Below are 20,897 nucleotides of genomic sequence, written 5' to 3' on the forward strand. Positions count from 1 at the left end.
CTCCCTCCCCCTCTTCGAGGGTCAGGGAGGGAGGCACCCCGTCTCCACGTCTTCAATCCCGCCCAAGGATTCCCCGGTGAGCCGCATCCGCCTCCACCCCTCCGGCCGCACGGTCGAGTGCCGTGACGGCGAGACCGTCCTGTCGGCGCTGGAACAGGCCGGCTACGCCCTGCCCAACAACTGCCGCGCCGGCGCCTGCGGTGAATGCAAGGTCAAGGTCCTCAGCGGCCAGTTCGACCAGGGCATGGTTCTGGACATGGCGCTGTCCCAGCCCGAGCGGAAGGACGGCTATGGCCTGATGTGCATGGCCAAGCCGATCTCCGACGAGCTGGTGATCGAATACGGTACCGCCGACGCCCAGCCCAAGCTGTTCCCGCCGCGCGAGAACGTTCTGTTCATCGTCACCGACCGTATCCCGCGCACGCCGCGTATCGTGGAGCTGCGCCTGCGTCCGCTGGGCCAGCCGCTGCGCTACTGGCCGGGCCAGTATGTGATGCTGGGCGACGCGTCGGCCGGCGCGCCGCCGCGCTGCTATTCCATCGCCAACGCCCCCCGCCCGGACGGCGAGATCGTGTTGCAGGTGACCCGCGTCGACGGCGGCCCGACCAGCGGCTGGATCCACGACCGGCTTTCGGTCGGCAGCATGGTGAAGCTGTCCGGTCCCTACGGCACCTTCATCGGCGATCCGTCGGTGGACAGCCCGGTGCTGTGCATGGCCGCCGGTTCCGGCTTGGCACCCATCCTGGCGCTGACCGACGCGGCACTGCGCCGCGGCTACCGCCCACCGGTGACGCTGCTGTTCTCCGCCTGCACCCAGGCCGACGTGTACGAGTTGGGTCTGCTCAGCTACTGGCAGGCCAAATACCGCAACTTCAAGGTCAAGGTCACCCTGACACGGGAGGAGGCTGCCGGCCATCTGACAGGCCGCATCCCCGCCATCCTGCCCGGCCTGTTCCCCGACCTGTCCGGCCACGCCATTTTCACCGCCGGCAGCCCCGCTTTCGTCGAGTCCTGCGTCACCGCCGCCCGCGCGCTGGGTGCCAGGGAAGACCAGATCCACAGCGAAGGCTACGTCTCCCAGCACATTCCGGAAACGCTGCCGGCCGACCGGCTGATGGCGGTAGGGTGACGGGGAACGGATACCTCAGGCCTTGCGGACGCCGGCGATGAAGCCGTCGATCTCGCGGGTCAGATCCTTCGACTGGCCGGCGAGCGCGGCGGCGGCGGCGAGCAGTTGGTCCGCCGCCACCCCGGTTTCGCCGGCGCCCGCCCGGATGTTGCCCATGCCGCCACTGACCTCCTGCGCCCCGTCGGCAGCCCGGATCACGCTGCGGGCGATTTCCTGGGTCGCCGCCGCCTGCTGATCCACCGCCGCGGCGATCCCCGACGCGATGCGGCTGACCTGGGCGATGGTCTCGCTGATGCCATGGACGGCGGTCACCGCCTCCTGCGTCGCATCGCGGATGCCCTTGATCTGGCCGACGATATCCTCGGTCGCCTTCGCGGTCTGGTTGGCGAGGCTCTTCACCTCCGACGCGACGACGGCGAAGCCCTTGCCCGCCTCACCGGCCCGCGCCGCCTCGATGGTGGCGTTCAAGGCCAGCAGATTGGTCTGGCCGGCGATGGAGTTGATGAGTTCCACCACGGCACCGATCCGTTCGGCGCTCTCCGCCAGGACGGCGACCGCCTCGTCGGCCCGCTTGACGTCGGACACCGCGGCATCGGCGATGCGGGCGGAGTCCGCCACCTGCCGGCCGATATCCTGGACCGAGGCGGACAATTCCTCCGTCGCCGCGGCAGCGGTCTGCACGCTGTCGGCGGCGGCACTGGCGGAGGCGGCCACCTGCTCCGACCGGCCGAGGCTCTGGTCGGCGATGCCGGTCAGGCCGCGGGCGGTCGATTCGAGCTGCTGGGCCGCAGACGCCAGTGCTCCGGTCAGGCCGCCGACCCGACCCTCGAAGCCCTTCTGCAATTCGGCCAGCACCGCGGCGCGGGCCTCCTTGGCGTGCCAGTCGGCCTGCTGCTGGCGGTCCAGTTCCCTTGCCCGGACCAGCCCCTCCTTGAACACCTCGACGGCGCGGGCCATGCCGCCGGCCTCGTCGTCGCGGTCGGCGCCCGGCACCGTCACCTCCAGATCGCCGGCCGCCAGCCGGTCCATCGTCACCGTGACGGCAGTGACCGGCCGGGCGATGCCGTCGCCGACCCTCCAGGCCACCAGACATCCCAGCGCGACACAGCCCAGGCTGACCAGCACGGTCAGCAGGGTCAGCCGGTTCGCATCGGCCATCACGCTGGTTTGCGGCGCCGCCACCAGGAAGGACCAGGCCCCTTCCGCCCCGGAGAAACGCACCGGCGCCAATCGCAGGTAATGCGGCGCCCCGGCCAGCGTGACGAGCCCGTCGAAGGTTCGCCCTTCGGCGACAGCGCGGCGGGCCGCCTCCGGCAGATCGTCGGCGGTCTTCGACAGCTTGCGATCGTCAGGATGGGCGACATAGAGGCCGGAGCCGGTCAGCACCGCGGCGAAACCATCGCCATAGGGCTTCACCGACCGAACCAGATCGGTCAGACCGGTCAGCGCCATGTCGACGCCGGCGACGCCGATCACCCGCCCCCCGTCGGCCGCGCCATCCGTCACCGGCGCCGCAGCGCTGGTCATCAGCCGCTTGGTGAAGTCGTCGAGATAGGGTTCGGTCAGCACCGGCTTCCGCGCAGCGGCGGCCGATTTGTAATAGTCCTTCTCCTGCACTTCCGCGAAGGGATAGCCTTCGCTGTCGTCGGCATGTACCCCCTTCTCGCCCGGCAGCCACAGCAGGCTCATCCGGCCGGTCTTGGGCAGGCCGAGAATCTCGGTGGAGCGGTCATGGTCGGCGAACGCCGCATCCCGGCCGTCGAACCCGTCGTCGGCCATGTCGACCCACACCCCGGCATAGAGCGGGTTGGCCTCCGCGACGCGGCGGAGGTAGCGGTTCACCGTTTCGCGCCGCGGGGTTCCGGTGGACCGCTCCACCTCCACCAGTGCCGCGGCGGCACGGGCGGCGTCGAGTGCCGCGGAAAGGTCGGCGGCGACCCGCGCTCCATGACGGTCGGCCATCTCGGCGGCCAGGGTCTGGGCGGCCTTATGCCCGGCGTCGCGCGAGAGGGTGAGCGACACCGCGGTCACCGCGGCGGCGCCCGCCGCCAGAACCGCCGCCATGCCGATGATGATCTTCGTCCTGAAGCGAACCTTCATGCCGCACGCCTTCGTCCGGTCCGCCAAATGTCCGGGAACGAACGCAAAGGCGGTACCAAATAGGGGTAAGAGGCGGCACCTTATAATCGATAACGATCGGAAGGCACGTCAATTCTCGGGACTGCCCGGCATACGGCTCAACCGTGGAACGGCTTTCGGACTGGTCGTCCTTGTCGACCCAATCAGCCGTTTGATATTGCTGCAACCGCGAAAAAGGCGCCGACAGAGCAAAGCCATGCCCTGCCGGCGCCATGTCCACAACTGAGAATATGATCGAGCGTCGGCGCGGATTCGGTCCTTACGGCCCGTCGTACCGCACCACCTGCTGGTCGATGGCCCCGAACACGCTGGCGCCGTCCTTGTCGAACAGCTCGATCCGCACGCGGTCGCCGAAGCGCATGAAGGGGGTTTTCGGCGCGCCATGCTCGATGGTCTCGATCATCCGCAGTTCGGCAAGGCAGGAATAGCCGACGCCGCCGACAGCGACCGGCTTGCCGGGTCCGCCGTCCAGCTTGTTCGACACCGTGCCCGACCCGACGATGCTGCCGGCCGCCAGATGGCGGGTCTTGGCGGCATGGGCGATCAGCGTCGGAAAATCGAAGGTCATGTCGACCCCGGCGTCCGGGCAGCCGAACGGCTCGCCATTCAGCGTCGTCACCAGCGGCCGGTGCAGCTTGCCGCCATCCCAGGAGTCGCCCAGTTCGTCCGGCGTCACCGCGACGGGAGAAAAGCTGGAGGCGGGCTTGGACTGGAAGAAGCCGAAGCCCTTGCCCAGCTCCGCCGGGATCAGGTTGCGCAAGGATACGTCGTTGACCAGCATCAGCAGCCGGATGTGGCCGCGTGCCGCCTCGGCCGAGACGCCCATCGGCACGTCGCCGGTGACGATGGCGATCTCCGCCTCGAAATCGACGCCCCAGGCCTCGGTCGCCGCCGGGATCGGGTCGGTCGGGGCCAGGAAGCCGTCGGAACAGCCCTGATACATCAGCGGATCGGTCCAGAAGCTGGGCGGCATCTCCGCCCCGCGCGCCTTGCGGACCAGCTCCACATGGTTGACGTAGGCCGACCCGTCCGCCCACTGGTAGGCGCGCGGCAGCGGCGAGGCCGCCGCGGCCGGGTCGAAGGGCCGCCCGGCCGCCGGATCGGCGTTCAGCGCGCGATAGGCCTCCTCCAGCTTCGGCGCCAGCGCCGCCCAGTCGTCCAGCGCCGCCTGCAGAGTGCGGGCGATCTCCGGCACCGGGGTGGCACGGGTCAGGTCGCGCGACACCACCACCAGGGTGCCGTCGCGCCCGCCCGCCTTCAAACTTGCCAGCTTCATTGGTCTCTTCCCTTCCTCAGAATTCAGCGTCAGGCAGCCTTGACCCTTGTTTCCAGGGCCCTTGTTTCCGGCCCCTTGTTCCGGGTGCCGCTCATTTCGCCTTCCAGCTGTCGGCGTAGCCGCCCCACTCGACGCCTTCCATCGCCGGATAGACGTCCAGCGGATCGCGGGTGTCGATCATCACGGCGACCTCGTCGGTCTCCTTGCGCTCGAACTTCTGCGCCACCTCGTAGGCCTTCGGGTGCGGCCCGTGCGGGAAGCCCGAGGGGTGGTAGGTGACCATGCCGGGATGGATGTTGTCGCGCGAGAAGAACTGGCCGCGGTGATAGAACAGCACCTCGTCGAAATCCTCGTTGGAGTGGTAATAGGGCAGCTTCAGCGCCTCCGGGTCCGACTCGATGGGCCGCGGCACGAAGGTGCAGACGATGAAGCGCCCCGCGATCCAGGTGCTGTGCGCCGACGGCGGCAGGTGATAGCGATGGCTCATCAGCGGGCGGATGTCGCGCCAGTTCAGCCGCACCGGGGCGAGGTCGCCGTGCCAGCCCACCGCGTCCAGCGGGTTGAACGGATAGGTCATGGCGCAGAGCTGCCCACGCTTCTTCACCCGGACCAGGGTCTCGCGCTCGTGCTTCTGCCCCTGGAAGGCGTCGTCCAGCGCCGGGACGTCCAGCACCGCCGGGTCGAAGATGGCATGGGTGCCGACCAGCCCCTTGTGCGGCAGCTTGTAGGCGTCACCGGTGGCCTCCACCATCAGCACCATCACCGCCTCGTCCGTCTCCAGCCGCCAGCAGGTGTTGCGCGGCAGCACGACATAGTCGCCCTCGCGCACCTCCAGATGGCCGTAGTCGCAGAACAGGTGGCCGCCGCCCTGGTGGAAGAACAGCAGGTCGTCGCCGTCGGCATTGCGGACGAGATGGTCCATCCTGCCCTTGAAGCGCCACAGCCGCACCTGGGTCGCCCCATTCCCCATCAGGGCCGGCGCCTCCAATGGGCAGCCGGCCATGTGGTCGACATGGTTCAGGTCGAAGGCGCGTGGCCGCAGCGGTCCATCGAAGCTGGTCCAGCCGGTCGGCGGGTGGGCATGGTGCATCTGGGTCGCCGGGCCGAAGAAGCCCTCGCGCCCCAATTCGCGCTCGTAGGTGCCGGCGGGAAGCCGGACATGGGCCTGGCGCGACGCAGTGCCCTCGACCTTCGGAAACGAAATCCAGTTCTTCATGGCGCTTCCCCCTCAATGCCGCCGGGCGCGTCCGCATCGGGTGCCGGCAGGCTTGTTCCGTTGCCGCCATTTTAGTTTCGTTTGAAACTGTTGCAAGAGCCAAATTACAGCGCAGGATGGGGGCACCCGCGACTCTCCCTCACAGACGATGCTCCGCCGATGCCGCCCGCCCGCCGTTCCCGCACCGCATCCTCAAAATCCGCCTCAGGCCCGGCGGAGCTGCCGGCGCTGCACCTGACGCGCTTCCTGCCCTACCGGCTGTCGGTGCTGGCCAACACGGTCAGTCACACGCTGGCCAAGCTTTACGAGAAGCGGTTCGGCATCACGATCCCGGAATGGCGGATCATCGCCGTGCTGGGCGGCGGCGAGACGATGAGCGCGGGAGAGATCGCGCAGCGCACGGCGATGGACAAGGTGCAGGTCAGCCGCGCCATCAGCCGCATGCTCGATTCGGCACTGATCCTGCGCGAATCGGGCGACACCGACCGCCGCAAGGCCCTGCTGACCCTGACGCCCAAGGCGCTGGCGATCTATGCGGAGATCGTGCCGATGGCGCTGAGCTATGAGGAAGAGGTCACCGACGCCCTGTCGATCGACGAGCGGGCGCAGCTCGATACCCTGCTGTCCAAGCTCCAGGCCCGCGCCGACCAGCTCGCCGCCCGCCCGGCCCCGGTGGATGCGCAGGCGGTGACAGAGGCTGTGGCAGAGACTGTAGACGAGTAAGGGGGCCGCTCAGCCTCCCTTCACCTTGTGCAGCGGCTGGGCGGTCCCGGCATCGACCCGGCCGCGGCCCGGTTCCTCCGCTTCCAGGGGGACGCAGGCGACCATGGTGGCGAGCGAGCGGCGGGCGAGGCGCTGGTATTCCTCCGTCCCTTCCGATTTCCAGGCGACCTCGTCGGGGCGCAGCTCGCGCACCACCTTGGCAGGCAGACCGGCAACCAGCGTGCGCGGCGGCACGACGAAGCCGGCCTTGATGAAAGCCATGGCGGCGACGATCGACTCCTCGCCGATCTCCGCCCCGTCCATCACCACCACATTCATGCCAACCAGCGCATTGCGGCGGACGATGCAACCGTGCAGCACGGCACCATGGCCGACATGCCCGTCCTCCTCGACGATGGCATCGTGGCCGGGGAAGGCGTGAAGGGTGCAGTTGTCCTGCACGTTGCTGCCCCGGTGCAGCACGATCCGGCCGAAATCGCCGCGCAGGCTGGCGCAGGGGCCGACATAGCAGCCGGATCCGACCACCACGTCGCCGATCAGCACGGCGGAGGGATGGACGAAGGCGGTCGGGTCGATGACGGGGATCACGCCGTCGATGGCATAGACGGTTGGGCGCGGCAGGGTGGAATTGGTCATGATCGGGCTTTCCTCGATGTCTCTGTCCGGAGTGTCTTTTCCGGTCTTTTGCCGCAAGGCTACACCGCGGCGCGCTGTACGCGATACTGATTTTCTGCCATAATAATCATGGGTGTATCACTTCCCGGAGACACCTCTCCGTGCCCTCGGATCAGGGCTTGATTGGTATCAAATGAAACTGTATCGTTGGCAACCATAACGGTTCACCCAAGCCGGCCCGCCGCGCGCCCGCATGCCGGAGCGTTCGGCCGAAACGTCCGATCATGGTTTCCGGGGGAGGAAACGCCCAATGCACGCGACCTTCAGCTATCCGAAATACAGCTTCACACCCTCCGACGAACAGCGCACCGGCACCGTCCGGCGCCATCCGGTGGTGGTCATCGGCGCCGGCCCGGTCGGGCTGACCGCGGCACTCGACTTCGCGCGCAAGGGCGTGCCGGTGGTGGTGCTCGACGCCGAGGACACCGTCAGCGTCGGCAGCCGCGCCGTCTGCTACGCCAAGCGCGCGCTGGAGGTGTGGGAGCGGCTGGGCGTCGGCCAGCGCATGATCGACAAGGGAGTCGTGTGGAAGATCGGCAAGGTCTTCAACGGCGACCGCATGGTCTACCAGTTCGACCTGCTGCCGGAGCCGGACCACAAGATCCCCGCCTTCATCAACCTCCAGCAATATTACCTGGAGGATTTCCTGGTTTCGGAGGCCCTGAAAAGCGACCTGATCGACCTGCGCTGGCTTTCCCGCGTCATTTCCGCCAAGCAGGAGGCCGACCATGTCGTGCTTCAGGTGGAAACGCCCGACGGCGTCCATGCGGTGGAGGCCGGGTGGGTGATCGCCTGCGACGGCGCCAGGTCGTCGGTGCGCAAGATGCTGGGGCTGGACTTCCAGGGGGAGGTATTCAAGGACCGCTTCCTGATCGCCGACGTGGTGATGAAGGCCGATTTCCCGGCGGAACGCTGGTTCTGGTTCGACCCGCCCTTCCACCGCAAGCAGTCGGCCCTGCTGCACATGCAGCCCGACAATGTCTGGCGCCTGGACTTCCAGCTGGGCTGGGACGCCGACCCGGAGGAGGAGAAGAAGCCGGAACGCGTCATCCCCCGCGTCCAGGCGATGCTGGGCGCCGACACGCCGTTCGAGCTGGAATGGGTGTCGGTCTACACCTTCCAGTGCCGCCGGCTGGAGCGGTTCCGCCATGGCCGCATCCTGTTCGCCGGCGATTCGGCGCATCAGGTCTCGCCCTTCGGCGCACGTGGCGCCAACAGCGGGGTGCCCGACGCCGACAATCTGGTGTGGAAGCTGGCGCTGGTGCTGGACGGCAAGGCGCCCGAATCGCTGTTGGACAGCTACAGTGACGAGCGGGTGGCGGCGGCCAGGGAGAACCTCCTGAACTCCACCCGCTCCACCGACTTCATCACGCCGAAGAGCGAGATGAGCCGCGTCTTTCGCGATGCCGTGCTGGAACTGGCGGTCGACCAGCCCTTCGCCCGCTCGCTGGTCAATTCCGGCCGGCTGTCCACACCCACCACCTATACCGACAGCCCGCTGAACACGCCGGACAACGACGTTTTCGCCGGCAGGATGGTGCCGGGCGCTCCCGCCACCGACGCGCCGGTGGAACGCGACAGCCACCCCGGTTGGCTGATGGAGGCGCTGGACGGCCGCTTCACCGTGCTCTACGCCGCAGGTGACGACCCGGTCCCGGCAGAGGTGGCGAAGGCGCTGGACAGCCTTGCCGCTGGACCACTGCCGCTGGCGTGGCACGCGGTGACCGAGCGGCGCCGCGGCATCGCCGGGGAACTGGTGGACAGCGCCGGCCGCCTGCGCGAACGCTACGACCTGGCGCCCGGCAGCGTCTATCTGATCCGCCCCGACCAGCACATCGCCGCCCGCTGGCGCCGCTTCGACGCCGCGGCCCTGTCCGCCGCGCTGTACCGCGCCACCGGCCGCTGACATTCGAACTCCTGGAGCCCCCTCCCATGGCCAAACTGATGACCGAGCAGCGCTTCGCCAGCCCGGACGACGTCTATCAACTGCTGATCGACAGTCACCGCGACCTGACCCCCGACCAGAGCACCCGCCTGAACGCCAAGCTGATCCTGCTGCTCGCCAACCATATCGGCGACGCGGAGGTGCTGGCGGAGGCGCTGCGGGCGGCGCGGCAGGGGGTGGAGTGAGGAGGGCGCCAGCCCCTCCCCCGCTGACGCCAAGCCCAGGATGGCGTACAAAGGCGCAGAGCCCTTCCCTTCGTGGAGACTGCGCCAGACCATGACTCCCGCCAAGCCCCTGCGCCGCCTGTTCGCCCTGCTCTTCCTGCTGCTGAACTGCGGCCCCGCCCTGGCCGAAGGTCTGACGCAGACGGCGCTGTCGATCCCCACCCGCTTCCCCGACGGCAGTTCCGCCACGCTGGAGGCGATGGTGCTGCGGCCGGACGGTCCCGGTCCCTACCCCATCGCCATCCTCAGCCATGGCGCGCCGCGCAACCCGGCGGACCGGGCGCAGATGACGCCGCTGCGCTACCTGCCGGAAGCCCGCGAGTTCGCCCGGCGCGGCTGGGCGGTGGTGGCGGTGATGCGGCGCGGCTATGGCGGGTCGGACGGCCCCTACAGCGAGTCGACCGGTCCCTGCAACAACCCCGACTACATGCAGTCCGCCCGCCAGAGCAGCGAAGACCTGCGTCAGGCCATCCGCTATGTCGCGGCCCAGCCCTTCGCCGACGCCAGCCGCATCCTGGCGGTCGGCGTGTCGGCCGGCGGGCTCGCCAGCATCGCACTCAGCGCCGATCCGCCGCCGGGGCTGAAGGCGGTCATCAGCTTCGCCGGCGGCCGCGGTTCGGTCGCCGACAACCAGGTCTGTGTGGAGGACCGGCTGGTCGGGGCCTTCGGCACGATGGGCCGCAGTTCCCGCGTCCCCACCCTGTGGATCTATTCCGAGAACGACCTGTTCTTCGGCCCCGACCTCGCCCGGCGCATGTGGGGGGCCTTCACCCAGTCGGGCGGGCGGGCGGAGTTCATCGCCGCCCCGCCCAACGGCAAGGACGGGCATGGCTTCTTCGGCGCCGCCATCCCGCAATGGACGCCGATGGTCGACGGCTTCCTGGCGAAGAACGGGCTGGTCCCGCGCGGCACGCCGATAACGGTATCGCTCCCGGCACTGCCCCCACCGCCGGAACTGCCGGCCGCCAGCCGGGCGAAGTTCCCCGCCTATGTCGAGGCCGGCGGCAACAAGGCCTTCGCCGTGTCGCCCGACGGCGCCTATGGCTGGAAGTCCGGCATGCGCAGCCTGGACGAGGCGCAGAAAGGCGCGCTGGAAAACTGCATGTCGCACAGCCAGAAGGGCTGCCGCATCGCCTATCTCAACGACCGGCCGGCGGGTGCCGGCGCCGATATGGCGGCTGCGGCACCGATGGCACCCGCAGCACAGGGTCCGCGCAGCACGCATGTCCGCCTGGAACCGCCGCCGGAACTGTCGGCCGCCGGGCGCGACAAGTTCGACGCCTATGTCTCGGCGGGGGGACGCAAGGCCTTCGCCGTGTCGCAGGACGGCGCCTTCGGCTGGAAGTCCGGCATGCCCAGCGAGGACGCCGCCCGCCGCGGCGCGCTCGACAATTGCGCCAAATTCACCCGCCACACCTGCTATGTCGTGATCGTCGACGACCAGCCGCTACGGTGAGCGTGGCGTCCCACGACCATAAATGAAAAGGGCCCGTCCGACATCCCGGACGGGCCCTTTTCGCAACGTCACCACGCTTCAGCGCGGAGCCAGCACCATGACCATCTGACGGCCTTCGAGTTTCGGCATCTGCTCGACCTTCGCCAGCGCCTCCAGCTCGTCCCGGACGCGGACCAGCACATTCATACCCAGATCCTGGTGCGCCATTTCACGGCCGCGGAAGCGCAGGGTCACCTTGACCTTGTCGCCCTCCTCAAGGAAACGGCGCGCCGAGCGCATCTTCACGTCATAGTCGTTGTCATCGATATTCGGCCGGAGCTTGATCTCCTTGACCTCGATGATCTTCTGCTTCTTGCGGGCCTCGTTCGCCTTCTTCTGCGCCTCGTACTTGAACTTGCCATAGTCGAGGATTTTGCAGACGGGCGGTTCCGCCTGGGGAGCGATCTCGACCAGATCGAGACCGGCATCCTCAGCGGCCAGCAGTGCATCGCGCAACGACACCACCCCGATCATCTCACCGTCGGCACCGACGAGACGAACGGAACGAGCCGAGATCTCCCGGTTAACCCGCGGTCCATCGCGGGTCGGGGCGGCTTCGGACGGGATCCTGGCTATGGACGCTTCTCCATGGTCTGAAACCACGCGGAAGCCGGCCGTCCAGAGGAAGGCCGGCGGCGTCGCGCGGTCGGTTAAAACGGCGAATCGGTCGCGACCTCGCCCGCCGGCGATTTCGCTTCCTCAACCAGTTTAGTCACCGCCGCGTCGAGGGCAAGAATTTCCTGATCCTTGCCGCCCAGCACGCGGAGCGCGACCGTCCGCTCTTCCGCCTCGCGCTTTCCGACAACCAGCATCAGAGGGACCTTCTGCAGGCTGTGCTCGCGGACCTTCAGGTTGATCTTCTCGTTGCGGGTGTCGAGTTCGACGCGCAGGCCCTTCCGCTTCAGCAGGGCAGCGACCTCCTCGGCATAGCCGTCGGCCTCGCTGGTGATGGTGGCGACGGTGACCTGCACCGGCGACAGCCACAGCGGGAACTTGCCGGCGTAATGCTCGATCAGCATGCCGATGAAGCGTTCCATCGAGCCCAGGATGGCGCGGTGCAGCATGATCGGCCGGTGGCGGGCGCCATCCTCGCCGATATAGCTGGCATCGAGCCGCTCCGGCAGGTTCGGGTCGTACTGCAAGGTGCCGCACTGCCAGGTGCGGCCGATGGCGTCGGTCAGGTGGAACTCCACCTTCGGACCGTAGAAGGCGCCTTCGCCCGGCAACTCCTCATACTCCAGCCCGGCGTCGCGCAGCGCCTGGGCCAGCGCCCCCTCGGCCCGGTCCCACAGCTCGTCAGCGCCGGTGCGAACGTCCGGACGCAGCGCCAGCTTGACCGAGATCTTGTCGAAGCCCAGGTCCTTGTAGACGCCGAGCTGCAACTTGAAATACTCGGCCGCCTCGCTCTGCACCTGATCCTCGGTGCAGAAGATGTGGGCGTCGTCCTGGGTAAAGGCGCGGACACGCATGATGCCGTGCAGGGCACCCGACGGCTCGTTGCGGTGGCAGGCGCCGAATTCCGCCATGCGGATCGGCAGGTCGCGGTAGGAACGCAGGCCGTGGCGGAAGATCTGGACATGGCCGGGGCAGTTCATCGGCTTGATGCCCAGCAGCTTCTCGCCGCCGTCGGCCTCCACCTTGAACATGTTGTCGCCATACATGTCCCAGTGGCCAGACGCCTTGAACAGCGAGCTGTCGATCAGCTGCGGCGTCTTGACCTCGACGTATCCCGCGCCCTTCAGCTTGGTGCGGATGTAGTTTTCCAGCGTCCGGTAGAGCGTCCAGCCCTTCGGATGCCAGAAGACCGAGCCGACCGCCTCCTCCTGCACATGGAACAGGTCCAGTTCCTTGCCCAGTTTGCGGTGGTCGCGCTTCTCCGCCTCCTCGATCTGGTGCAGATAGGCCTTCAGCTCCTTCTCGTCGCGCCAGGCGGTGCCGTAGATGCGCTGGAGCATCGGGTTGCGGCTGTCGCCGCGCCAATAGGCGCCGGCCACCTTCATCAGCTTGAAGCCCTGGCCGACCTTGCCGGTGGTCATGGCGTGCGGGCCGCGGCACAGATCCAGCCAGTCGCCCTGGCGGTAGATCGACACCGGCTCGCCCTGCGGGATCGCCTCGATCAGTTCGGCCTTGTAATGCTCGCCGAGCTTCTTGAAATAGGCGACCGCCTCGTCGCGATCCCACACCTCGCGCACGATCGGGATGTCGGCCCCGACGATCTCGCGCATCTTCGCCTCGATCTTCTCCAGATCCTCGGGCGTGAACGGCTCGTCGCGCGCGAAGTCATAGTAGAAGCCGGTGGCGATCGACGGGCCGATCGTGACCTGCGTGCCGGGATAGAGCTTCTGCACCGCGTCGGCCAGCACATGGGCGGCGTCGTGGCGGATGACATCGAGGGCGTCGGCGTGGTTGCGCGTAACGATCTCGATCTTGGCGTTGGTAGTGACGGTGGTGGTAAGGTCCTTCACCGTGCCGTCGATCTTGACGGCAAGCGCATCTTTGGCCAGGCGCGAACCGATGGACTGGGCAATCTCAAGCCCCGTCACCGGCCGGTCGAACTCCCGCACGCTGCCGTCGGGCAGCGTGATGGCGATGTTGGACGTCACCGAAGTCACCATTTACTAGTGTTGGTCTCACCCGCATCGGGTGCCCGGACTTGGCCGGGAACGCGAAATTTCCATCGCCGCGTGGGGGAATGTCAAGCGCGGCTGCGGAAATCAAGGGTGTGGACAGGCCAACGCTGCATTGTCGCCACAACCCGGCATCGGTCCCGGCTTACCCTCACTCCGGCTTCCGGCTCAGCCGCGGTTCGCCGAACAGGTAGCCCTGGCCGAAGTCGAAGCCGGTGTCGAGCACGTCGACCAGCTGGTTCTCCGTCTCGATCTTCTCAACGATCAGGTCGATGCCCTCGGCGGCACAGCGGCGGCGCAGTTCCCGGACACGCTCGGCATTGGCGGAATCCAGCACCAGGGCGCGGTCCAGCTTGATGCAGCGGAACTCGTGGCGCAGCAACCGGTCCAGGTCGATGGCGAGGTCGGTCACCTGATCCATCGAGAAGCGGAAGCCCAGCCGCGCCAACTGCGACAGGATGCCCATCGTCACGGCTCCGCCGGCGCGCAGGTCGTGCTGGCTCAGCTCGAACAGCAGCTTGGGCACCAGGGCATGGTTCTGCGCCATCATGTTCAGGAAGTGGCGCATGAATTCCGCATCGGCCAGCGTCGCGGCGGAGATGTTGGCGAAGAAGCCGATGGCATGCTGGCGCCGCTCCGTCTCACGGATCAGCTGAACGCAGCGGACCAGCAGCAGATTGTCGATGGTGGAGATCAGCCCCTCGCGCCCGGCGATGTCGAGATACCGGTCGGGCATGATCTGCTGCCCGTCGGCGGCCCGCACGCGCGAGAACACCTCGTAGAAGCGATGCTTGCGCTGGGGCAGGCTGACGATGGGCTGGAGATAGACGTCGATGCGGTCGGCCTTCAGCGCGTCGCGCACCGCCTCCAGCACCGCGGCGTCATCCATCGGCGGCGCCACGGGCGCGGCGGACGGCGTGGGACGACGCTCCGCACTGGCGGCCGGCGGACGCGGGGCGCGGCGTTCGGTCAGGCGGGAGACCAAAGATTGTAGAAGCTTCACCTCCTGCATCACCGCATCGTAGCGGACAGCGCCGTCGGGCTGGGCGCCGGGATCGGCCGCAAGCCGCTGCTCCAGCAGATGGGCCAGTTCCTCCACCCGGTCGTTCAGGCGGGCGATGCGGCGGGCGGCCTTGCGCTCGCGCTCCAGCCGCGTCACCACCTCATGGACCAGCGCCCCGCCCAGCACCACCAGCGCGCCGGCCAGCCACGCCACCAGCGGATCGGCCTCCGGACGCAGCGCCCACAGCGCCGCACCGGCCGAAACCCCGGCGATCAGATAGGCCAGCGCATAGACGAGGTGCGTCAGCAGGGTCATCGCAGGAACCGGGGTGATGGGAACGGCCGCGGTGGAAACGGCGGTTCCGAGGCGAAGATCGGCGGTCAGAGCCTTCACGGGTGCGCAGCCTCCGGCAGGAGCATGACACGGAACCGTGGCGGGCTCCTCACTGTCGGGATGCCCGCTTGACGATCCGTTAATGCTACGCCCCTGCCTCTCGCATCCTGCGCAGCCTCAGCGGTGATCCGCCCCCACCGCTTCGGCGACCGACCGGAAGCCGTCGCGGCGCAGCAGCTCAGCCAATTCGCGGCGGATGCGGTGGACCACCGCCGGCCCGGCATAGACCATCGCCGAATAGAGCTGCACCAGCGAGGCGCCGGCCCGAACCTTGGCATAGGCGTCCTCGCCCGTCGCCACGCCGCCGACGCCGACGATCGGCAGTTTGCCGCCGGTCAGTGCGTAGATCTCGCGCAGGACGGAAGTCGACGCCTCGAACAACGGTGCGCCGGACAGACCGCCGGCCTCGCTGCGCATCGCCGTCGGGATGCCGTCGGGCCGGGCGATGGTGGTGTTGGAGACGATCAGCCCGTCGATGCCGGACTCCAGCGCCACCGCGGCGATGTCGCTCTTGTCCTCCACCGTCAGGTCGGGGGCGATCTTGAGCAGCAACGGCGGATTGCGGGTCAGCCCGCAGGCGGCCCGCGCCTCCAGCACCCGTTCCAGCAGGGCGCGCAGCGGGTCGCGGCCCTGGAGCGCGCGCAGGCCCGGCGTGTTGGGGGAGGAGACGTTGACGACCAGATAGTCGGCCAGCGACGCCAGACGGCGCACACCGATCACGTAGTCGTCGGCGGCGTCCACCGTGTCCTTGTTCTTGCCCAGATTGGCTCCGACGATGCCGGACGCGCATCTGCCGCTATTGCGGCGCCGCTCCAGCCGCTGGGCGAAAGCTTCCAGCCCCTCGTTGTTGAAGCCCATGCGGTTGATGACCGCCCGCTGCTCGACCAGCCGGAACAGGCGGGGGCGCGGGTTGCCGGGCTGCGGCCGCGGGGTGACGCTGCCGGGTTCGACGAAGCCGAACCCCAGCTTCAGCATGGCGTCGACCACCTCGGCATTCTTGTCGAAGCCGGCGGCCAGACCGACCGGATTGGTGAAGTCCAGCCCCCAGACACGGGTGTGCAGCGCCGGCTCGTCCCTGCCGCGGGCCGGCGGGACCAGCCCGGACTTCAGCGCCTTGATGGTCAGGCCATGCGCGGTCTCAGGGTCGAAGCGGAACAGCAGCGGCCCGGCAAGCGGATAGAAGTCGATCACGGAACGAGGTCCTGGAGGGTGAAGGGGAAGCCGGCCGGGAAGACATGCCGCCCGTCCGGCCCCAGCGGCAGCGGATCGGCGCGCAGCACGGCATCCATCGGCAGCGGCGCATAGAGATGCGGGAACAGCTGCCCGCCGCGCGACGGCTCCCAGCGCAGCGCGTCGCCCAGCCGGTCGGCGTCCACCGTCAACAGCAGCAGGCCGTCCTGGCCGGCGCGATGCTTAGCGGCGCTCTCCACCACCTGTGCGGCGGTCGAGAAATGGATGAAGCCGTCCTGGACATCCTGGGACGAGCCGGGATAGCGGCCGGCCGGGCGGGCGGCGTCCCACTCGTCCGCGCGGCACATGTGGTGAATGATGCGGTCGGTCATGACGGTCGGACACTAACGTAACGCACGGCCGGCGGCCAGAGACCTCGAAGCCGCAGCCGCGCCGCGGCAGCGGCCGCTCCCGGAACGCGAGCGGCGGCACAACGCAGGATCGGCTCCCCGAATGCAATTCCGCACGCGTGGCGCGTTGCATTTTGCAAAGCACGCTCGAAACTATTCGGCATTTTGCGGGTATTTTTGAAATTCGGCGGCGCCATGTTCCGCCGGACCAGCGGCTTTCTCCGCACAATCCCCGCGATTCCCGTGACTTGGGCTGCGGCCACCGTTTGGCACCGCTTTTGCTGTGACAGTTCCAAGTCAACGGAGGACCCGCCATGAACGCGATTTCCATGAGCCTGATGAAGAAGACCCAGTCCCGCGACACGGATCTCGGCGGCTCCCTGGGCGCCTCGGTTACCGCCATGGGCGCGCTGTGCGAGCCGGGTCAGACCGCGGTCCCGCTGAAGCCGAGCGCCACCATGCTGGCGTCCGGTGCGCGGGCCGGCGGCGTGTCGGTGGAGATCGCCTGGAAAATCTACCAGGCGATGATCCACCACGCCGACTGAAGCGGCCACACCCCTCAGCGCCGTCCGCCTTCGAAGGGCATGAGGCCCGAATCGAGCTTGGTCTCGATTCGCAGCAGATGGTCGGTCAGGCGCTGCTCCACGTCCTTGAGCGTCGCGAAGGAGACATAGGTCTTCGCGACCTCCAGCTTGTATGCGGCAAGGCTCTCGCGCACCTGCGCCTGGGCCTCCTCCGCCCGGTTGCGCAGATCGTCCAGCGCGCTGTCGGCATCCTTGCGCACCCGCGCAATCAGCCAGAACAGCCCGCCCAGCGCCGGCAGCTCGACCGCGGTGATCCACCAGACGAGATCCAGGCCTCCGGTCAGGGCATCATGCATCGGGGTCTCCCGTTCGTGTGGGGTGAGGAAACAACTCAAAGCTCCCAGTCCGCAGGCGCCACCACGGCACCCGCACCGCGCCAGTCGGGACGGCGCTCGGGCGGATTCGTGCTGCGGTCGAAGCGGTAGGGTTCGGCGCCCAGACAGCCGGCCACCGCGTCCAGCCCGTCATCGGGTCCGCGATAGCGGCCATCGGGGCGCCAGTCGCGCATTTCGCGGATCAGCGGCGTTTCCCAGACCTGCCGGTGGACCAGCAGGCGGCGGTCGGCCAGCAGAGCGTTGAAGGCCTTGATGATGCGCTCCGCCTTGGGCGTGCGGCTGTTCTGCTCGACCACCCCGGCGGCCAGCCGGTCGTCGCGCAGCCGTTTGCGCAGCAGTCCGGGCAGGAAACGGCCGAGGCCATTGATCTCGATGTGGACCGCCGGCAGATGGTTGTCGGCCAGAAAGCGGGAGACCTGCCGGCATTGCTGGTCGGCCTCCGTCTCCTCCGCCCTGGGATCGACCGCCAGATACAGCACCCGGTGCAGGTAGAAGTGCTCGTTCTCCCCGGCGAAGACGGCGGCGACCACGCTGCCGTCACCGCTTTTGATTCTGCCGTCGCCCTCCCCCGCCGGCCGGACGAAGGCCGGGTCCCACCAGCAGGTGGCGGAGACCAGCTTCACCCCGTCCAGCGTCAGCGCCGCACGGCCCAGCGCCTCGCGATACTCCAGTTCCGCGTCGTAGCGGCCGAGCCTGCCGACATCCAGCACCCCGTCGGTGATGCTGACCGGGCGCAACAGCATCTGGCTGGTGAACTTGTTGGGACCGGTGGATTTACGGATGCGGGCGACATGCGCCTCGCCGAATCGTTCCTTCCAGGTGTAGCTGCGGTTGCCCTGGGAGTCCTCGGTGTAGACCGGCAGCACCATTCGCTCGAACTCGTCCAGAAAGGGCGGACTGCCGTCGTCGGTCTCCTCGGCATAGAGGCTGTCCTGTGCATGCGGCGTGCCGACATAGAGCTGCGCCCCGCCCGGCACCAGCACATAGTCCAGCTCCGACAGGCGTTCGCGCAGGGCAGCGCGCTTCACAGCGGTGTCGGCGTTGCGCGGCACCTCGACATCGTCGCAGATCACCACATCGGCGCGGCTGCCGGTGATGTTGCCGCCGATGCCGGCCGCCGCCATCGACGGGTCGCGCAGTTCCATCGGCCGCAGCACGGTGAAGCGATCGGCCGCCCACTGGTCGCGCTCCTTGGCCGGCGGCTTCAGATGGCTGCAATCGGGATGGCGCTCCAGGATGCGCTTGACGTTGCGCACCATCTTCATCGCCAGCTTCAGGTCGGCGGCCAGAACCAGCAGCCGGCGGTTGGGATCGCGCAGGAGCAGCCAAGCCGCGAATAGTCCGACCAGGGTCGATTTGCCGGATCCGCGGAAGGCCATCAGCAGCATGCGCCGGTTCTGCCCGGCCATATGCTTTTCCAGCCAGCCCGCCATCCGCGCATGGTGGGCCGGCGTCTTCAGCTCCACCATGGCGTTCCAGCCCTGGACGAAGGCAGGGAAACCGTCGTCATCCTTCCCCGTCATGGATTCCGCCCCAGGATGTGCCAGCCGGCGCCGTTCGACATCGCCGTCACCGCATGGCCCTGCGCGGTCAACGCGATGGCTTCATTGTCCGGCCCTCCGCCGCCGGCCTGGGTGACGGTGACGCGGTTGCTCCCGGTGTCGGACTTCTTGACGGTGACCGTGCGCCCGACCGCGTGCGGAGCCGACGGCGCCGGCAGCCGCACCTCCACCGCCCCGTTCCAGGCGCTGACCAGATAGAGCTGCTGGTTCAGGTCCGGCTCGAACAGGCCGGGGGTCTCGTGGTAGCGGGCGTTGCCGGGCTGGCTGTTGCCGGCGACGATCCACCAGCCGGCCCCGTTCGACACCAGCGTCACGAAGTCGTACCGGTTGCCGAGCGACAGCACCCGCCCGTCCGGCCCCGGCCCGCCGGTCTCGGTCACCGTCAGCGGGTTGGCCGACGCATCGGTACGCTTGATCGTCACCGCATGGCCGTTGGCGTCCCCTGCCTTCGGCAGGCGCAACTCGACCGGCCCGGCATAGGCGCTGGCCAGATAGACCGAACTGGTCAGGTCCAGCGCCACCACCCCGCCATGCACCGGCTCGATATAATCGGTGTCGTAACGCAACGCCTCCACCACAAGTTCGGTGACTCGGCTGCGCTGAAGCCGGTTCTTCTCCGGATAGCCGGCATTGACTGCCGTGTACTGCCCGCCGGAGCGGTCGAGGATCGCTGGCCCGGCGGCGGCGGAGAACAGGTTGACGACCGCCGTCTCGACCGATCCGGCATCGATTTGCAGGTTCGGCAGCGCCCCCAGCGATTCGGCGTAGAAATTCACGATCAGCGTCTTGTCGGTGACGGCACCGACGCGGAAGCAGGCTTCCGCCTCCGGCCACAGATTGGCCTCGCAGTCGAAGAAGGCGTTGTTGAAGCGTCCCTGCTCGACGAAGAAGCCGCAGCCGGTCATCGGCGCCGACAGTGAATAGATCCGCACGGCGTGGAAACGGTTGGCGTTCGGCGTGTCACCCGCCCCCGTCCGCGTCAGCCACACCCCATGGCGCGACGGCCGCGCCACCAGCACGCGGGCGATGTTGTTCCAGTAGCAGGGCAGGTTCGGGTCGATATAACCGTCGAAGACCAGCCCGACCTCCGGCTCCCACAGGGTCAGGTCGGTCAGGCTGTTCTGCACGCAGGGGCCGTCGCGCCCGAACAGCCGCACCCCCGCCTTGCCCTGCTCCAGCCGCAGGCCCGACAGGGTAGCGTAGCCGTCCGGCAGGTGGATCAGGTCGAAACCGGTGGACGCTCCCCGGATCACCGACGCCTGCCCCGCCCCATACAGCGTCCGCCCATGGCCGAGCGTCAGCGTGTTGAAGATGCGGTAGGTCCCCGGCGGCACGAACACCGCGCGCGCGGAGGTCAGCGCCGTTTGCAGGGCCAGCGTGTCGTCGACCAGCCCGTCACCCACCGCGCCGAAATCCCTGACCGACACGAGATCGGCCAGCTTGTCGCGCACCGGCCTGGCGGTGGCTCCAGCCCCCGGCGGCACATAGGTCGCCAGCGCCTCCTCGTCCACCGGGGGGCGGACGGTGGGATTGCCGGCACTGTCGAAAGCCAGCAGCTTGCCCTGGCGCAAGGCCCGTTCCGGCAGCAGGGGGGAGGACGGCAGGTCGCTGTCGCCATAGCGCAGCATCAACTCCTGATCGCCCGCCACCTGCTGGAGCATCGCCGTCAGCCTGTCCAGCTCGCCATTGAGGGCGGCGGCCGGTAGCGGTCCACTCTCGCCAAAATCGCTGCGCCGCTCGATCGGCAGCCGGCGGCGCAGCAGCACGATTGTCCCCTCCGCCGGAGCGGCGGCGAAGGTCACCGCCCCGCCCGCAGTTGCACCAGCGCCGCCGACGGCATAGCCGGTGCTCTGGAGCGCCGCGCCCAGGAAGACCTGGAGATCCTCGTCGGCGAAGATCGGGAACGGGTAGGTGAAGACCCGCTGTGTGCCGTCGGCGAGATACTGCACGCGCGGGGTCCCGCGCGGGATGAGAAGCGACGTGGACATCGG

The 20,897-nt window shown here is 68.3% G+C and carries 18 protein-coding genes; 6 read left to right on the forward strand and 12 right to left on the reverse strand.

Features of this window, described 5'->3' with window-relative positions; all coding sequences use genetic code 11:
* The first annotated feature begins 76 nt into the window (after nucleotides 1–76).
* Nucleotides 77–1,129, forward strand: a complete 1,053-nt coding sequence (locus J2848_RS07530; protein ID WP_149229603.1) for a 2Fe-2S iron-sulfur cluster-binding protein — start codon at nucleotides 77–79, stop codon at nucleotides 1,127–1,129.
* A gap of 15 nt (nucleotides 1,130–1,144) precedes the next feature.
* On the opposite strand, the gene J2848_RS07535 is transcribed toward J2848_RS07530, so the two are convergent.
* The 3 genes from J2848_RS07535 to J2848_RS07545 form a co-directional block, all read right to left on the reverse strand.
* Nucleotides 1,145–3,229, reverse strand: coding sequence for a methyl-accepting chemotaxis protein (locus tag J2848_RS07535; protein ID WP_149229602.1), 2,085 nt, complete (start codon nucleotides 3,227–3,229; stop codon nucleotides 1,145–1,147).
* A gap of 298 nt (nucleotides 3,230–3,527) precedes the next feature.
* A complete protein-coding gene (locus J2848_RS07540) occupies nucleotides 3,528–4,544 on the reverse strand; it encodes a fumarylacetoacetate hydrolase family protein (RefSeq protein ID WP_149229601.1) in 1,017 nt (338 codons plus the stop codon).
* Between the two features lie 91 nt (nucleotides 4,545–4,635).
* Nucleotides 4,636–5,760, reverse strand: coding sequence for a homogentisate 1,2-dioxygenase (locus tag J2848_RS07545; protein ID WP_149229600.1), 1,125 nt, complete (start codon nucleotides 5,758–5,760; stop codon nucleotides 4,636–4,638).
* A 159-nt stretch (nucleotides 5,761–5,919) separates the two neighbouring features.
* On the opposite strand from J2848_RS07545, the gene J2848_RS07550 reads away from it, so the two are divergent.
* Complete coding sequence (locus tag J2848_RS07550) at nucleotides 5,920–6,483, forward strand: MarR family winged helix-turn-helix transcriptional regulator (RefSeq protein WP_149229599.1); 564 nt, start codon at nucleotides 5,920–5,922, stop codon at nucleotides 6,481–6,483.
* 9 nt (nucleotides 6,484–6,492) lie between these two features.
* Here J2848_RS07550 and J2848_RS07555 read toward each other — a convergent pair whose 3' ends face one another.
* The gene (locus tag J2848_RS07555) at nucleotides 6,493–7,119 is read right to left on the reverse strand and encodes an acyltransferase (RefSeq protein WP_149229598.1); all 627 of its coding nucleotides are present in this window, start codon (nucleotides 7,117–7,119) and stop codon (nucleotides 6,493–6,495) included.
* A 289-nt stretch (nucleotides 7,120–7,408) separates the two neighbouring features.
* Here J2848_RS07555 and J2848_RS07560 point away from each other — a divergent pair, with 289 nt between their 5' ends.
* The 3 genes from J2848_RS07560 (at nucleotide 7,409) to J2848_RS07570 (ending at nucleotide 10,783) form a co-directional block, all read left to right on the forward strand.
* Nucleotides 7,409–9,064: an FAD-dependent oxidoreductase gene (locus tag J2848_RS07560; RefSeq protein WP_149229597.1), complete on the forward strand. Its 1,656-nt coding sequence runs from the start codon at nucleotides 7,409–7,411 to the stop codon at nucleotides 9,062–9,064.
* A 26-nt stretch (nucleotides 9,065–9,090) separates the two neighbouring features.
* Entirely contained in the window at nucleotides 9,091–9,288 is a 198-nt protein-coding gene (locus J2848_RS07565; RefSeq protein WP_149229596.1) for a DUF2783 domain-containing protein, read from the forward strand.
* Nucleotides 9,289–9,379: 91 nt separating this feature from the next.
* Nucleotides 9,380–10,783 carry a CocE/NonD family hydrolase gene (locus J2848_RS07570; protein ID WP_149229595.1) on the forward strand — a complete coding sequence of 468 codons (1,404 nt, stop codon included), beginning with the start codon at nucleotides 9,380–9,382 and terminating at the stop codon, nucleotides 10,781–10,783.
* A gap of 78 nt (nucleotides 10,784–10,861) precedes the next feature.
* Here J2848_RS07570 and infC read toward each other — a convergent pair whose 3' ends face one another.
* The 5 genes from infC to J2848_RS07595 form a co-directional block, all read right to left on the reverse strand.
* Nucleotides 10,862–11,389 carry a translation initiation factor IF-3 gene (gene infC, locus J2848_RS07575; protein WP_042696225.1) on the reverse strand — a complete coding sequence of 176 codons (528 nt, stop codon included), beginning with the start codon at nucleotides 11,387–11,389 and terminating at the stop codon, nucleotides 10,862–10,864.
* A gap of 83 nt (nucleotides 11,390–11,472) precedes the next feature.
* Nucleotides 11,473–13,437, reverse strand: a complete 1,965-nt coding sequence (gene thrS, locus J2848_RS07580) for a threonine--tRNA ligase (RefSeq protein ID WP_149229594.1) — start codon at nucleotides 13,435–13,437, stop codon at nucleotides 11,473–11,475.
* 163 nt (nucleotides 13,438–13,600) lie between these two features.
* Entirely contained in the window at nucleotides 13,601–14,845 is a 1,245-nt protein-coding gene (locus J2848_RS07585; protein ID WP_246193632.1) for an EAL domain-containing protein, read from the reverse strand.
* A gap of 117 nt (nucleotides 14,846–14,962) precedes the next feature.
* On the reverse strand, nucleotides 14,963–16,036 hold the full coding sequence (locus J2848_RS07590; RefSeq protein ID WP_149229592.1) for a quinone-dependent dihydroorotate dehydrogenase: 1,074 nt from the start codon (nucleotides 16,034–16,036) through the stop codon (nucleotides 14,963–14,965).
* Nucleotides 16,033–16,407: a DUF952 domain-containing protein gene (locus J2848_RS07595; RefSeq protein ID WP_149229591.1), complete on the reverse strand. Its 375-nt coding sequence runs from the start codon at nucleotides 16,405–16,407 to the stop codon at nucleotides 16,033–16,035. The genes J2848_RS07590 and J2848_RS07595 overlap by 4 nt, the downstream gene beginning before the upstream one ends.
* A gap of 332 nt (nucleotides 16,408–16,739) precedes the next feature.
* Here J2848_RS07595 and J2848_RS07600 point away from each other — a divergent pair, with 332 nt between their 5' ends.
* The gene (locus J2848_RS07600; protein WP_149229590.1) at nucleotides 16,740–16,970 is read left to right on the forward strand and encodes a hypothetical protein; all 231 of its coding nucleotides are present in this window, start codon (nucleotides 16,740–16,742) and stop codon (nucleotides 16,968–16,970) included.
* Nucleotides 16,971–16,984: 14 nt separating this feature from the next.
* Here the strand turns inward: J2848_RS07600 and J2848_RS07605 are convergent, their stop codons facing one another.
* From J2848_RS07605 to J2848_RS07615, 3 genes are read right to left on the reverse strand one after another with little or no spacing between them, the layout of a single operon-like run.
* On the reverse strand, nucleotides 16,985–17,305 hold the full coding sequence (locus J2848_RS07605) for a hypothetical protein (RefSeq protein WP_149229589.1): 321 nt from the start codon (nucleotides 17,303–17,305) through the stop codon (nucleotides 16,985–16,987).
* A gap of 35 nt (nucleotides 17,306–17,340) precedes the next feature.
* On the reverse strand, nucleotides 17,341–18,867 hold the full coding sequence (terL, locus tag J2848_RS07610) for a phage terminase large subunit (RefSeq protein ID WP_149229588.1): 1,527 nt from the start codon (nucleotides 18,865–18,867) through the stop codon (nucleotides 17,341–17,343).
* Entirely contained in the window at nucleotides 18,864–20,894 is a 2,031-nt protein-coding gene (locus tag J2848_RS07615) for a glycosyl hydrolase family 28-related protein (protein WP_149229587.1), read from the reverse strand. The genes terL and J2848_RS07615 overlap by 4 nt, the downstream gene beginning before the upstream one ends.
* Nucleotides 20,895–20,897 lie beyond the last annotated feature (3 nt).

The sequence above is a fragment of the Azospirillum lipoferum genome (genome assembly GCF_024170005.1).
GTDB lineage: Bacteria > Pseudomonadota > Alphaproteobacteria > Azospirillales > Azospirillaceae > Azospirillum > Azospirillum lipoferum.

Excerpts from the sequence above, each read along its gene's own strand:
- J2848_RS07535 (WP_149229602.1), bottom strand. The coding sequence starts at position 3,229 with ATGAAGGTTCGCTTCAGGACGAAGATCATCATCGGCATGGCGGCGGTT.
- J2848_RS07540 (WP_149229601.1), bottom strand. The coding sequence starts at position 4,544 with ATGAAGCTGGCAAGTTTGAAGGCGGGCGGGCGCGACGGCACCCTGGTG.
- J2848_RS07545 (WP_149229600.1), bottom strand. The coding sequence starts at position 5,760 with ATGAAGAACTGGATTTCGTTTCCGAAGGTCGAGGGCACTGCGTCGCGC.
- J2848_RS07550 (WP_149229599.1), top strand. The coding sequence starts at position 5,920 with ATGCCGCCCGCCCGCCGTTCCCGCACCGCATCCTCAAAATCCGCCTCA.
- J2848_RS07555 (WP_149229598.1), bottom strand. The coding sequence starts at position 7,119 with ATGACCAATTCCACCCTGCCGCGCCCAACCGTCTATGCCATCGACGGC.
- J2848_RS07560 (WP_149229597.1), top strand. The coding sequence starts at position 7,409 with ATGCACGCGACCTTCAGCTATCCGAAATACAGCTTCACACCCTCCGAC.
- J2848_RS07565 (WP_149229596.1), top strand. The coding sequence starts at position 9,091 with ATGGCCAAACTGATGACCGAGCAGCGCTTCGCCAGCCCGGACGACGTC.
- J2848_RS07570 (WP_149229595.1), top strand. The coding sequence starts at position 9,380 with ATGACTCCCGCCAAGCCCCTGCGCCGCCTGTTCGCCCTGCTCTTCCTG.
- thrS (WP_149229594.1), bottom strand. The coding sequence starts at position 13,437 with ATGGTGACTTCGGTGACGTCCAACATCGCCATCACGCTGCCCGACGGC.
- J2848_RS07595 (WP_149229591.1), bottom strand. The coding sequence starts at position 16,407 with ATGACCGACCGCATCATTCACCACATGTGCCGCGCGGACGAGTGGGAC.
- J2848_RS07600 (WP_149229590.1), top strand. The coding sequence starts at position 16,740 with ATGAACGCGATTTCCATGAGCCTGATGAAGAAGACCCAGTCCCGCGAC.
- J2848_RS07605 (WP_149229589.1), bottom strand. The coding sequence starts at position 17,305 with ATGCATGATGCCCTGACCGGAGGCCTGGATCTCGTCTGGTGGATCACC.
- terL (WP_149229588.1), bottom strand. The coding sequence starts at position 18,867 with ATGACGGGGAAGGATGACGACGGTTTCCCTGCCTTCGTCCAGGGCTGG.
- J2848_RS07615 (WP_149229587.1), bottom strand. The coding sequence starts at position 20,894 with ATGTCCACGTCGCTTCTCATCCCGCGCGGGACCCCGCGCGTGCAGTAT.